The sequence below is a fragment of the Priestia sp. D51 genome (assembly GCF_053345675.1).
In genome coordinates this window covers 354,347-368,329 of the sequence record NZ_JBLTIR010000003.1, presented here as the reverse complement: position 1 = coordinate 368,329, position 13,983 = coordinate 354,347, and the positions used below count along the sequence as shown (strand labels likewise).

General features: G+C 38.6%; 12 protein-coding genes. 2 read left to right on the top strand and 10 right to left on the bottom strand.

All coding sequences use genetic code 11. The features are described from left to right. The first annotated feature begins 257 nt into the window (after nt 1-257). Nucleotides 258-908, top strand: coding sequence for a PAQR family membrane homeostasis protein TrhA (gene trhA / locus ACNHOZ_RS13770; protein WP_013055671.1), 651 nt, complete (start codon nt 258-260; stop codon nt 906-908). Between the two features lie 42 nt (nt 909-950). Here the strand turns inward: trhA and ACNHOZ_RS13765 are convergent, their stop codons facing one another. The 7 genes from ACNHOZ_RS13765 to treP form a co-directional block, all read right to left on the bottom strand. After that, the gene (locus tag ACNHOZ_RS13765) at nt 951-2,138 is read right to left on the bottom strand and encodes an NRAMP family divalent metal transporter (protein WP_255899461.1); all 1,188 of its coding nucleotides are present in this window, start codon (nt 2,136-2,138) and stop codon (nt 951-953) included. A gap of 9 nt (nt 2,139-2,147) precedes the next feature. After that, nucleotides 2,148-2,903, bottom strand: coding sequence for a LamB/YcsF family protein (locus ACNHOZ_RS13760; RefSeq protein WP_447697168.1), 756 nt, complete (start codon nt 2,901-2,903; stop codon nt 2,148-2,150). An 11-nt stretch (nt 2,904-2,914) separates the two neighbouring features. Next, complete coding sequence (locus ACNHOZ_RS13755; RefSeq protein WP_048020119.1) at nt 2,915-3,913, bottom strand: 5-oxoprolinase subunit C family protein; 999 nt, start codon at nt 3,911-3,913, stop codon at nt 2,915-2,917. Continuing rightward, entirely contained in the window at nt 3,903-4,625 is a 723-nt protein-coding gene (gene pxpB / locus ACNHOZ_RS13750; RefSeq protein ID WP_255899459.1) for a 5-oxoprolinase subunit PxpB, read from the bottom strand. The genes ACNHOZ_RS13755 and pxpB overlap by 11 nt, the downstream gene beginning before the upstream one ends. A 355-nt stretch (nt 4,626-4,980) precedes the next feature. Continuing rightward, nucleotides 4,981-5,697 (bottom strand): trehalose operon repressor, encoded by a 717-nt coding sequence (gene treR / locus ACNHOZ_RS13745; RefSeq protein WP_028412210.1) that lies wholly within the window; start codon nt 5,695-5,697, stop codon nt 4,981-4,983. A gap of 87 nt (nt 5,698-5,784) precedes the next feature. Beyond that, nucleotides 5,785-7,470 carry an alpha,alpha-phosphotrehalase gene (gene treC / locus ACNHOZ_RS13740; protein WP_255899457.1) on the bottom strand — a complete coding sequence of 562 codons (1,686 nt, stop codon included), beginning with the start codon at nt 7,468-7,470 and terminating at the stop codon, nt 5,785-5,787. Nucleotides 7,471-7,485: 15 nt separating this feature from the next. Beyond that, nucleotides 7,486-8,949 (bottom strand): PTS system trehalose-specific EIIBC component, encoded by a 1,464-nt coding sequence (gene treP / locus ACNHOZ_RS13735; protein WP_034269744.1) that lies wholly within the window; start codon nt 8,947-8,949, stop codon nt 7,486-7,488. 199 nt (nt 8,950-9,148) lie between these two features. Here treP and ACNHOZ_RS13730 point away from each other — a divergent pair, with 199 nt between their 5' ends. Further along, a complete protein-coding gene (locus ACNHOZ_RS13730; RefSeq protein WP_080968634.1) occupies nt 9,149-9,325 on the top strand; it encodes a YvzF family protein in 177 nt (58 codons plus the stop codon). Nucleotides 9,326-9,363: 38 nt separating this feature from the next. Here ACNHOZ_RS13730 and aroD read toward each other — a convergent pair whose 3' ends face one another. From aroD to ACNHOZ_RS13715, 3 genes are all read right to left on the bottom strand, one after another. Next, a complete protein-coding gene (aroD, locus tag ACNHOZ_RS13725) occupies nt 9,364-10,149 on the bottom strand; it encodes a type I 3-dehydroquinate dehydratase (RefSeq protein ID WP_048020116.1) in 786 nt (261 codons plus the stop codon). A gap of 66 nt (nt 10,150-10,215) precedes the next feature. Then, nucleotides 10,216-11,973 carry a thiamine pyrophosphate-binding protein gene (locus ACNHOZ_RS13720; RefSeq protein WP_048020115.1) on the bottom strand — a complete coding sequence of 586 codons (1,758 nt, stop codon included), beginning with the start codon at nt 11,971-11,973 and terminating at the stop codon, nt 10,216-10,218. A 51-nt stretch (nt 11,974-12,024) separates the two neighbouring features. Then, nucleotides 12,025-13,455, bottom strand: a complete 1,431-nt coding sequence (locus ACNHOZ_RS13715; RefSeq protein WP_048020114.1) for an aldehyde dehydrogenase family protein — start codon at nt 13,453-13,455, stop codon at nt 12,025-12,027. Nucleotides 13,456-13,983: the final 528 nt, after the last annotated feature.

Below are 13,983 nucleotides of genomic sequence, written 5' to 3'. Positions count from 1 at the left end.
TGCCATTTTTTCAAAAAGCATTTTTTTCTTCTATACATGCTTTTTACAGCTAGTGAACATTCACATATACATCTTTCCTCTTTTCGGACCTCCAGTCAGAATAGATAAAATCAAAAGAATGGTCTATAATAAAGAAATAACCAATGAACTTTTCACTCATGTTTTTGACCGTTACGGATTTTTTCTCAGCAGGTATGTTCAAAACTGATCCTCTGAGAAAATAGAAGATAAATTTGTGTAAAGAAAGGATTTTGTAAATGGCTACTACACACACATTTACAAGAGGAGAAGAAATTGCAAATGCGATTACACACGGCGTTGGAGCCGTACTCAGCATTGTGGGATTAACGCTTTTAATCGTACTTTCTTCGTTAGAAGGAACGCCTTGGCATGTTATCAGTTTTACTATTTACGGAGTAACCATGCTGCTTCTCTATGTCTCCTCTACGCTTGTCCATAGCTTTCCGGAAGGTAAGGTAAAAGATCTTTTTGAGATATTTGACCACTCTTCTATTTACTTGTTTATTGCCGGTACGTACACTCCATTTTTATTTATCGCAGTAAAAGGAACCACCGGCTGGACACTTTTTGGAATTGTATGGGGCATCGCTCTTGCAGGAATTGTATTCAAAGCTTTTTTTGTGAAGAAATTCCTTTTTATTTCCACCATTCTTTACGTATTTATGGGATGGATGATTGTGTTTGCGTGGGATTCGTTAACTCAAAACATTGCCCATCAAGGAATTGTCCTTCTTGTAGTTGGAGGCGTGTTGTATACAATCGGAGCCGTTTTTTACGTATGGCGAGGATTTCGTTTTCACCATATGATTTGGCATATGTTTGTTCTTGGCGGAACCGTACTTCACTTTTTAGCAATCATTTTATATGTATTGCCTATAACCAATTAAAAAAGGGCCAGAAGGCCCTTTTTTAATTGGTTATAGAATTTCTTACCACAGTTTTGCCATTTGAGTCACAAGCGTATAGACTCCTAGCACAGCCATAATAACGACCACAAAACCGCCAAAAACGGTAAGCCAAGTCGGATGCTTGTAATCCCCTACTATCTTCTTTTTATACGCCGCTATAAGCATTGTACCGAGTGTAATAGGTAAGATTAACCCATTTAATGCTCCAGCTAAAATGAGCAGCGTGACCGGCTGACCAATCGTTAAGAAAACCAGGGTTGAAATCGTAATAAATGCAATGCTAATCCAGTTTTCATATTTCTCAATCCTTTTGCTGAAGGATTTAATAAAGGAAACCGATGTATATGCCGAACCAATAACTGAAGTGATAGCCGCTGCTGCCATGACGACACCGAATAATTTATAGCCAATATCCCCTGCGGCTAACTGAAAAACAGAGGCTGGTGGATTATCGGGATTCAGTTTTAACCCTTGACTCAACACACCTAATGTCGCCAAAAATAGAAAAATCCGAATGATCGAAGCGATCGTAATGCCGGATACTGCTCCTCTTGTTACTTCCGGAATCGCGGCTTTTCCTTTGATTCCTGCATCTAATAAACGGTGACCTCCTGCAAATGTAATATATCCTCCTACAGTTCCTCCTACAAGAGTAACAATCGCCATTACGTCAATGTGATCCGGCCAAAATGTTTTAGATACCGCTTCTCCTACTGGCGGAGCGGAAGAAACCGCAACATACACCATTAAAATAATTAATATTCCGCCCATTAATTGAGCAAAACGATCCATTAATTTTCCGGCTTCTTTGACTAAAAAGATGGCAATAGAAATAATGGCTGTAATGACTGCACCAACTTTAGGAGAAATACCAAATAGCGCATTGAAGCCAAGACCCGCTCCTCCTACATTTCCAATATTAAATGCTAAGCCTCCGATTACAATTAAAATAGCAATAAATAAACCGAGACCTGGGAAAACACTGTTAGCAATATCCTGTGCTCTTTTTTCTGAGACGGCAATAATACGCCATACGTTTAGCTGAACGCCAATGTCTAATAAAATCGACAGTAAAATGACAAAACCAAAACTTGCGGCGAGAGCTTGTGTAAAGACCGTTGTTTGAGTTAAAAAACCTGGACCCACTGCTGAAGTAGCCATTAAAAATGCTGCTCCGAGGAGCACGCTCCAGTTGCGTTCTTTTTTCATGATGTCACCTCATTGTGGTTGAATGATGATTTGTTCTTCTTTTAGCTTGTCACAAATAGCTTTGGCAAATTCAACAGCATGTGCACCGTCTCCATGAATACAGACGGTATCTGCCTGAATCGGAATCTCTTCATTTTGCACAGTGAATACTTTCTTTTCTTTGACCATTTTAATTACTTGAGAAATAGCTGCTTTCTCATCTTGAATCACGGCGTTTTCAACGTTTCTCGGCGTCAGCATGCCGTTCTGTTGATAGGTTCGATCTGCAAATACTTCCTGAGACGTACGCAAGCCGATTTCGTTTCCAGCTTTAATCGATTCACTTCCAGCAAGACCATATAGAATAGCTTCCTCACTAACATTATAAACAGCTTCAGCAATAGCTTTAGCTATATCTCGATTCCCTGCAGCCATATTATATAAAGCGCCATGAGGTTTCACATGATGAAGGGTTCCTCCTTCTGCACGTATAAAAGCTGAAAGAGCCCCCATTTGATACACCATCAAATCATAAGCTTCTCGAGGCGTAATTTTCATATATCTACGTCCAAATCCAGCTAAATCTTGCAATCCGGGGTGCGCGCCGATCGCCACATTTTCACTCAAAGCCAGCTTTACTGTTTCTCTCATAACCGAAGGATCTCCGGCATGAAAGCCACAAGCAATGTTTGCTGACGTTACATAGCGTAAAATTTCTTTATCATTCCCTAATCTATAGTTCCCAAAGCTCTCCCCTAAGTCACAGTTCAAATCAACGGTAGCCATTTTCTTCCCCCTTATATTTTCATTCGAAGTGCTCTTTTAATATGATTGATTTTCTTTTCCTGCTCCATATATAAATGCTGCGCTTCATCCAGTGAAACGAATTGAAAAGAAACCTTTTGCCCTGGAGAAACTTGTGCCAGCGCCGAAAAATCGGCAGTTGCTACCTGCCCGATTCTAGGGTATCCTCCTGTCGTTTGATGATCTGCTAATAAAACAATGGGCTGTCCTTCTTTTGGTACTTGAATTGTACCAAACGTCACAGCGCTAGAAAGCAGCTCCTTTTCCTGCTGAAGGATTAATTTCTTTCCTTTTAGCCTATAGCCCATTCGATCAGATTGCGGCGTAACGTCAAATTCTTGATTAAAGAAATGTTGTTGACTTTCTTTCGTAAACCAATCAAATTCCGCACCTTTCATTGTGCGGATAATAGACGTCTCGTATGAAGGAAGAAGTTTAGGATGAATGGTCCAAAAAGCCTGCTGAAAAGAGCGGTCCGTTTGCTTTTTCACCAGTTTCTTTATAATTGCTTCCCCTATTTCTGTAGGAGGATGGCTTAATACTTCGTCTCCTGACTGTAATGCTTTACCGTGCAGCCCTCCTATCCGAGCGCGAAGCGAAGTAGATGTACTTCCCATAACTGCAGGAACGTTAAAGGCACCGGAAACCGATAAATAAGAACGGCAACCTAAAGTCGGAACACCAAACTGCAGCACGCTCCCTTTTTTCACATATAAAGGCCGCCACATCTTTACGGCTTCATCATTAACAGTTGGCGATAAATCCCCTCCTGTCAGGGCAATTAAAGCATCTTGCTGAAATTCAATTTTTGGTCCCATTAACGTAATTTCAATAACCGGCTGATTTTCTTGATTTCCTACTAATAAGTTGGCAATCCTTAAAGCAACTTTGTCCATTGCCCCGCTGACAATCATGCCGTCCTTTTGATATCCATGTCTGCCGATATCTTGAATCGTTGTTAATAAACCAGGACGCATCACTTTAATACTCATCTTCATCCACCTCCTTTTGTGCTTCATATTCCGTTTCAGAAATGGAAACAAATCGGATACGATCACCTGCTTGAAGTAAGCTTGGCGAGTCTTTTTCTGGGTTAAATAGTGTAAGAGGAGTACGCCCGATTAACTGCCATCCTCCAGGTGTTTCAATTGGGTACACGCCGGTTTGCATTCCTGCGATGCCAACTGACCCTTTTGGGATGCTGTTTCTCGGTGATTCTTTCCTTGGAGTCGCAATTTTTTCACTCATCCCTCCTAAGTAAGGAAAACCAGGAGCAAAGCCTATCATATACACCAAATATTCTCCGTTTGTATGAATGGAGATAACTTCATCAGGCGTTAATGAATGAAAAGCAGCTACTCTCTCTAAGTCCGGGCCGTACTTTCCTCCGTAACACACCGGAATATCAATTTGTCTAGCGACCGCTTCAGATTTTTCTTCCTGGTGGAAAAGCAGTTCTTCAATATATGTAGATATTGCTGTGTAAGGATTTCTTCTTCCTTTTTCACTCATTATCCAAGGATCATAATAGATTGTAACCGTCGTAAAAGCCGGCACATATTCAATCATTCCCTTACATAATGATTGCTCTAGCACCTCAGTAAATTGCTGAATACGTTTATGTATACCGAAATTAATTTCGTCTCCAAATGAAACGATAATGCCGCTGTCACCAAGAGGATAAAGTCGATAATCGTTACTCATTCCGTCTCCTCCTTTTTACTTAGTATTGTTTGAGCAGCTCCCTTTAATGCTGTAGTTAGACAGTTTTATTAGAATTACTAATGAAGTTATCATTTTCAAATAACATTTTCTTATATATCTAATAAAAAAAAGATCAATAAATCTGTATACCGTATGAATAACATTATACAAATATAAAATAATCTTATGGTCTACTAAAACAAACTCTAAATAAAAATTCAACCTTTTTAGAATTTTATCGTCAAAAGGATCACGTTTTTTCAGTTTTCCCCATAAGAAAACTGCTTTGTTTTTTATACCAAAGCAGTTTTTTGTAAACATCTAAAAAAAGGAAAAACTCATGGGCAGTGAACCATTATATACCTCTGCGAGCAAAATCCACAAAACGAAACTTATCAAGACGATGACGTGATTCCGTATACTGAAAAAGGCTTGCATCTTCTAGATACACATAGTTTCTTACTACCACAATATGTTCATAGTCTTTCAAATCTAAGTAACATTTATCTTCGTCCGTCAGCTCGTCAACGGAAATTTCTTTTTTAGCAAAGCTGATTTTCAGCCCAAGATCTTTTTCTAAGTATTCATAAATAGAGCCTTTGCATATGTCTTTTGTGAGGTGAGGAACATATTTTTTATGAAAAAAATCTTTATCTAAAATAATTTTTTCTCCATCGATTTCACGTGCTCGAACTACTTTCCATATGAGATCTTTTTTCGTTGCGCCAAGCTGTGTGCACAAATCTTGATCAGCCTTGATTAATTCAAACTCTTTTACAATAGTAGTGGACGTATGTCCTAGCTTTTCCGCGACTTCTTTGAAGCTAACAAGTCCTGATACTGGAAAATCAAAGCGTGATACGTCTAATACAAAAGAACCTTTTCCTTTCATTTTTTGAATGTACCCATTTTGCGAGAGTAAATTTAACGCTTTCCGTATCGTTTCACGAGACGTTTGATACTGTTCAACAAGCTCATTTTCGGAAGGAAGTTTTGTATTAGGACGCCAGTCACCGCGTTTAATTTTATCGACTAACTGTTCGTAAATGCTGATAAATTTATTTTCTTTCAATTGCCATCACCTATTTTACTTTCTATATATACCCAATTGTATAAAAAGAACGATAGATTGTCACCCATCGTTCTTTTCACTTTTTCTCTATTTTTTTAAATGATACACGATTGATTCATACGGCCGAAGTAAGACTCGCTTGAATTCCTTTGGTGAATCTTCGTAGTTAGACAGCAATATTTCACTATGATATCCTTCAAAAGTTAGATTTTCTGGCAGTTCAAAGGCTGTTTCTCTGCCGTAGAAATTGTTTATCACGAGCAGCTTTTCGTCTGCTCCATTTCGGATATAAGCGAAAATCTGCTCGTCTTCTCCAAGAATCAATTCATAGTTTCCATAGGTGATAATCTCGTACTGCTTGCGCAGTGCAATAAGCTTTTGATAAAAGTAAAAAATTGAATCTTTATCATCTAGTGCTTTTTCCACATTAATTTTACGGTAGTTATCGGCCGGATGAATCCATGGCTTTCCTTTTGTAAAACCTGCATTCGGCTTATCGTTCCATTGCACCGGTGTACGGGAATTATCTCTTGATTTATGTTTTAAAATTTCCAAAATTTCATTTTCGTCCATTCCTTGTGCACGTTTTATTTCATACACATTTAATGACTCCACATCTCTATATTCATCAATAGAGGAAAACTTCGGGTTTGTCATACCTATTTCTTCCCCTTGATAAATATAAGGTGTTCCCTGCATCAGATGAATTGTTGCAGCGAGCATTTTAGCAGATTTATTATGATAGAGTTCATCGTTTCCATAGCGTGAAACAACGCGAGGCTGATCATGGTTGCACCAAAATAGTGCATTCCAGCCCCCTCCTTTATTCATTTCGGTTTGCCAAGTTGATAAAATCTCTTTTAATTTAATAAAATCAAAATCTGCTAGGGCCCACTTTTCTCCGTTTGGGTAATCGACTTTCAAATGATGAAAATTAAACGTCATACTAAGCTCGCGTCGGTCCGGATGAGAGTACTGAATACAGTGGTCAACGGTTGTCGATGACATTTCCCCAACGGTCATACTATCATATTTTGAAAAAACTTCTTGATTCATTTCCCGCATATATTCGTGCACGCGAGGACCGTCGGTGTAGAATTTCCGGCCATCTCCTGGTGCAACGGAACCGTCATCATCTAAAAAACGCTGATCTTTTGAAATTAAATTAATAACGTCCAGACGAAATCCATCTACTCCTTTTTCAAACCAAAACGTCATCATATCATACACGCTGCGGCGCACACGCTCGTTTTCCCAGTTCAAATCCGCTTGCGTAACATCAAACAAATGCAGATACGATTGTTCTGTGAGGTTATCATGCTCCCATGCGGATCCTCCAAATTTTGAAACCCAATTCGTCGGAGCACTTCCATCTTCTTTTTGATCTTTCCAAATATAAAAATCTCTGTACGGGTTATCTTTCGATTTTTTAGCTTCTTGAAACCATTCATGTTCAGTTGACGTATGATTAACGACAATATCCATGATGACTTTAAGACCCCGCTTATGCGCTTCTGTTACTAAAAGATCAAAATCCTCCATTGTTCCGTATTCTTCTTGAATAACAAAATAATCACTTATATCATATCCATTATCCCGCTGCGGTGATTTATAAATTGGCGTTAGCCACAGAACATCTACCCCGAGCTTTTTCAAATAATCTAGCTTTTCAATAATGCCAGCTATATCACCCACGCCGTTTCCAGTCGTATCATAAAAACTTTTTGGATAAATTTGATAAACAACCGATTTTTTCCACCAAGGTTCTTGCATCTTTAACACCACCATTTAATTCTTAGAATTATGTTGAAATGAGTCTGTACCCGCGACCGTTGATGTAACGGTTGATTTTTTCTGAAGCTTTCCGAGCGTTAACGTTAAAAGAAACGGCACAACGATTACGATGACCATTCCAATAATAAAAGGCGGCCAGCTCTGTGGAACAATTGATAACGGAGCTGGTATACCCCCAATTCCTACCGACGCTGCTTTCACTCCGGCTACAGATATGACAACACCGGCAATAGCTGAACCAATCACTGCAGAAATAAAAGCAAATCTAAAACGCAAATTCACACCAAACATTGCAGGTTCCGTAATGCCAAGCCACGCTGAAACCCCTGACGTTAAAGATAATCCTTTTAATTTCTCATCATCTTTTGAAAGAACCATTATCGCGAAAGCCGCAGAGCCCTGTGCAATATTCGATAATGCTACCATTGGCCATAAAAACGTACTTCCCACGCTTCCAATCAGCTGTAAATCTACGGCTAAAAATGTATGGTGCATGCCCGTAATAACAAGAGGAGCGTATAAACCTCCATATACAAGCCCTCCAATAAATGGAGCCGTTTTAAACAGCCATACAACTGCATCTGTAATAACATTTCCTATTGCAAATGTAATTGGACCAATTACAATAAAAGCGAGAAACCCTGTTACTAAAAGAGCTACAGGTGCTACAATCAAAAGTTGAAATCCATCCGGTATGCGTTTTCGTAAGAATAATTCGATTTTTGCCAAGACGAATGAAGCGACTAATACGGGTAAAACCTGTCCTTGATAGCCTACTTTCTCAACATGCAGGCCAAATAAATTCCACGTATCGATACTTCCTTTTTTTAATGCTTCTCCGTAAGACCAAGCATTTAGCAAGTCAGGATGTACAAGCATGAGCCCAAGGACAATTCCAAATAAAGGACTTCCTCCAAAACGCGTAACAGCTGACCACCCAATAAGAGCTGGCAAAAAGGCAAAAGCCGTATTCGCAATTAAATTAATCATGCTTGCGAAGTCTTTCCACTGTGTATGAACATCTACGATTGATTTATCATCGTAAAAAATTCCGGCTCCTGTTAGTACATTATTGATTCCCATCAATAAACCCGCGGTTACGATGGCCGGTAAAATAGGAATAAAAATGTCAGCTAATGTTTTTATTGCGCGCTGCAGCGGATTTAAGTTTTTAGCCGCTTCGTTTTTCACTTCTTCTTTTGATAGCTCGCCTATACCTGTAAGCGCCACCATTTCTTTATATACTTTATCCACCGTGCCTTGACCAATGACAACTTGAAACTGGCCGTTTGTAGAAAAAGATCCTTTTACTAATTCGTGCTCATCTAGCATACGTTGATTGACTTTACCTTCATCTTTTAAAACAAGTCGAAGGCGCGTTACACAGTGCGTTGCAGCAGAGATATTTTCTTTTCCGCCAACGGCTTCTACAATGCGTTCAACAGATTCTCGATTCATGTCTTTTCCCCCTTGTTTCCGCTTTCATTTCACTCCTATATCTCCTATCCCCCATATAAATCTCATCACAAACCTGTATATACAAGTTTTATGTTTTTATTCTAACCTGTATATACAAGTTCGTCAACAAAAATAAAATTACTTCTTTTTCATTTCATGATATAGTCAAAAAGCAAGGTGTATGGAAGGAGACATTACAATGCTGCAAGTAAGATTAATGAGAACACAAGAAGAAATTAATGAAGCAATCAAACAATTTGAACAGAACTACCATATAGAACATCAGTCAAAAGAATATACGCGAAGCGCTAATCCAAAATATGAGCACAAAAAAGATACTCGCGTTTATCTTTCAATGCATTTAAAGGATAAATAAAAAGAACAAGAGCATAGCATGCTCTTGTTCTTTTTATTTTATATCGAACCAATTTGATGGAAATGGTTGCTCTCAGGATCCGTAACTTTTTTTGTTAACTGAATTATTTTTCGTAATTCATCAATTGGAACTTGCCCAGGAGCTGAGCTGCTTTTCCCTACAGCGAAAGTAACAGACGAGCCGTACATCCATCCGACAATTCGGCTAATAGCTCCTAACCCTCCCATCGACATGGTAATGAGAGGAATGCTAAGCTCTTTTTCAGCCTCTCTTGTAGCTTCCAATAAAGTTAAAACATCTTGATTGTTCTGAGGCATGACAGCTGCTTTTGCTGCATCTGCTCCGTAAAATTCAGCTAGAAATAAGCTTTTAAAAATTTCCGCTTTAGGAGGCGTAAAAGAAAAATTATGATAAGAAAGCACAAGTTTCTTGTTATTTTCCTTGGACACTTCACGCAAATAGCGGATGTGATCCGGTTGATTTGATACTTCAAAATCAATAATTGCTACATACGGGTGTTTACATACCTCTGCAAGTATGGCTACTACTTCCTTTTCTGATAAAGAAATAGGCTGCCCTCCTTCTTTTTGAGAACGTACAGTAAGCAAAATAGGAGTGCGCTCACTATTTTCATATATATCTTTAGCTGCAGAAAGGACGCTGTTCATATCTTGAATTTCTTCATAAAAATCTAGGCGCCATTCAATTATATCCGGCTTTTTTAATAGAATGTCCGCCAGCTCTGTTAAAAGCTCTTTGTGATTTTTGCCTACTAGAGGCGTACAAATAGATGGAGAATGAGTTCCTTCCACACTCTCTAACATAGAAACAGCTCCTTTTTATCAAAGTTAAATGTTTCCGTTTTCATTTCAGCATTTGCTCCATACTTGTTAAACAGATATATGGTGTACTTTCTTATCCGGTGAGTAAATATCCATGATGTTCCAATGTCCTGATGTTGGTACAGGATTGTTTAACATCGCTACATCAATTACAACTGGTTTATTAGAAGCAATAGCTCTTTGCAGTGCAGGTTTGAACTCTTCGGCTGATTGAATTTTTATACCTTCTACTCCATAAGCTTTAGCGATACTTGCAAAGTCAGGAGAATAAACCTCTCCATCTTTTTCAAATACCGTGCCTAGAGTGGTTCCAAAATGTGCTTTTTGCAGTCCAGCGATCGTACCAAACGCAAAGTTATTCATAACGATCCAAACCACAGGAATATTCTCTTCAGCTGCCGTAGCAAGCACAGCTGGATTTTGGCCGAATCCCCCGTCTCCTACTAGAGAAACAACTACTTTATCAGGCTGAGCTACCTTTGCTCCTAAAGCTGCCGGCGCTCCAAATCCCATTGTAGCAAAACCTCCTGGAGTTAATATACTTCCAGCTTCATAGATTGGAAACTGTTGTCCTACCCCGTTCTTATTCCAGCCTACATCAGTAGTAATATAGGCATCTTTCGGCAGGACTTCACGAACTTCATTTAAAATTCGCTGCGGCTGCATTGGAAATGAATTGTCGTGAATATACTCTTCATTGCTAGCTTTAAACTCTTCACGATAAGAAGCAATCTCTTTTATTAATGCTTCGTTTTTTACTCCTTCCGGAATAAGCTGTTTAGCCACGCGATTCAAGACTTTAAGGGCTTGTTTTAAATCCGCCACTACACCAATTTCGGCAGGATAATTACGCCCTATCTCACTAGGATCAATATCAATATGAATTAATTTTGTTTGTAAAAAATCAAACGTATATTCCGGCTCCCAGGAGCTAGAATCTGCTTCTGCAAATCGTGTTCCTAATGCTAAAATATAATCCGCAGTCCGACACTTTTCATTAATAAACTTCGTACCCCAAAAACCAGTCATCCCTAGAGTCAAGTCATGATCATCTGAAAGTGCTCCTTTGCCCATTAAGGAGTGGGCTACCGGAATGTTCAAGTGATCCACAAGCTCTTTTAATTCATTTGCTGCATCTGCTAATAGGATACCTCCGCCTACATATAACACTGGATTTTTGGCATTAACTAATTTTTGTACAATACTCTTTGCCGTTTCATCATCGATAGAAGGTTTTTGCAAAGATTTCGTTTGACGATGCAGTCGATCAAATAAAGAAACATCGATCTTTTTTGAAAAGATATCCATTGGTACAGATACTAATACGGGGCCAGGATTTCCACTTTCCGCTAGTAAAAATGCTTTCTCTAATATTTCCGGAAATAAATCTGGACGGTCAACTCTCCATGCACGCTTAACGAATGGACGATAAATTTCATATTGCGAAGCATCAGCATGTAAATTTACCTCTTGATGCGGATGCTTTCCATAATAATGAGTAGGAACATCACCAGCGATGACAACCATTGGAATTGAATCTAACGCTGCATTGGCTACACCTGTAGCAGCATTTGTTAATCCAGGACCTAAGTGACTTAATACTACTGCTGCTTTTTTCGTCACACGCGCATAGCCATCAGCTGCGTGCGCTGCAATTTGTTCATGTCGAACGTTGATAAATTTAATTTTGCTTTCTTCTAAGGCTGTTAATACCGCTATGTTTGTATGACCACACAAACCAAAAATATGCTCGATGCCTCGTTCCTCAAGATAATTTACTAATTGATGTGATATTAATTTTTCCATTGTATATCCTCCTTTAAATTCACTGTATATTTTGTCAGGTAATAAACTCAGCTACGATAGCTGCAGGACAATCATTTTTGTTTCTGTCATATCTTCAATCGCAAATCGAGGTCCTTCTCTACCAACGCCGCTGTCTTTTATTCCACCGTACGGCCAATGGTCGAGTCGAAAATTAGAGGTTCCATTAATCACAACTCCTCCTACTTCTAGAGATTCAGCCACACGGTAAGCTAAATCCATTTGATTTGTAAACAGCCCTGCTTGCAAACCGAATGATGAATCATTTGTTTCCCGAATAGCTTCTTCAATATTTTGATAAGGAATGATGCTCACCACAGGTCCAAACACTTCTTGACATACTACTTTGCTTTGTTTAGGAGGATTTAATAGAACAGTAGGTTCTATAGAAGCCCCTGTCTTTTTGCCGCCGCATATCAGTTTTGCACCTAAATCGACTGCTTCTTCAATCCAAGCCAAAACTCGGTTTGCTGCTTTTTCATCTACTAAACATCCAACATCCGTCTGCGGCAGCAGAGGATCACCAACTTTTAAAGACGTTACCTCATTCTTCAGAAGCTCTGTAAATTCAGAAACAACTGAGTCATGTACATAAATACGCTGAACTGAAATACAGCTTTGACCGGAGTTGCTAAACCCTGTTCTCCCACACATTTCAGCAGCTTTTTTAATATCAGCATCTTCATGAACAATTGTTGAAGCATTTCCTCCTAACTCTAGAAGGACTTTTTTCATTCCAGCCAGTTCACATATATTTCTGCTTGCCACTGTTCCACCAGTAAAAGAAATTATATTTACACGGTCATCTTTTACGATTTGCTGCCCTGTTTCTACTCCCCCTAAAACCATGTTAATAGCGCATTCAGGCATTCCAGCTTCTAATAATAGAGCTATAAACTCTGAAGCAACTAAAGTTGTTTGCGGAGCTGGTTTTAAAATAACACTGTTGCCAGCAGCAAAAGCTGGTCCAATTTTGTGGCATACTAAATTCAAAGGTGCATTAAAAGGAGTAATAGCGGCAACAACTCCGACTGGTACACGAAATGTGGAAGCTATCGCTTTTCCTCCTCGTTCGGAAGCATCTCCTGGTATCGTCTCACCGATAAGCCTTTTTGCTTCTTCCGCAGATTGCTCTAATGTTTCTACAGATCGAGATACTTCGTCCAACGTATTCTTCATCGGTTTTCCTAACTCATTTGAGATGAGAGAAGCAAATTTTTCTTTTTGCTTTTCCAAAAGCCATGCTGCTTCTTTTAAAATTTTGGCCCTTTCATAAGAAGACAGACTCGCAATTGTTTTTTTGGCTTCATAGGCAGCTGATAGCGCTTGTTCCACATCTTCTGGCGTTGCTATAATTTGTTCACCAATTACTTCCTGCGAATACGGACTTTTAATACTTACTGCTAATCGATTACCTTCAAGCCATTCTGTATTTACATAAGGCCTTGCTCGTCTAAAGCTCATTGAGATCTCTCCTTTTAACAATTGACCTGACTGCCTTTTTAGATCGATCTAATTTTTATTTTAGATCGATCTAAAATTTGACGCAGTTTTCTATAAATTCTACTGATTTAAAGTAATAACTCGTTTTGTAAACGTTATCATAATCCTACAACAGAAATTTTAATCTAGCAATAGAAAATTAAAGAATTTTCTAAAAATATTTATTAATATTGATTATAGTCTCTTAAGCAGCGTCACATTCACTTCCCTTTTTTTCTAACATACACTCTAGAAATATCAAAGATAGCAGTGTTATCAATATAATAAAGGTTTATGATCATGATTGAGCTGAACTATTGCTTTTTTGTTTTACTCACAGCTAATCCCATCTGTTGACTAACAGAAATTTTATAAATGTAAGCTGATACTTGTTTCTTAGGACATAATATCCTTTCACTGTTTTTACAAACAGTAAAATTTGTATTATAATTCTAATAACTCAAATACAAAATAATAAGTTTTTTATTGTTAAAAACAGAAAGAGGCTTT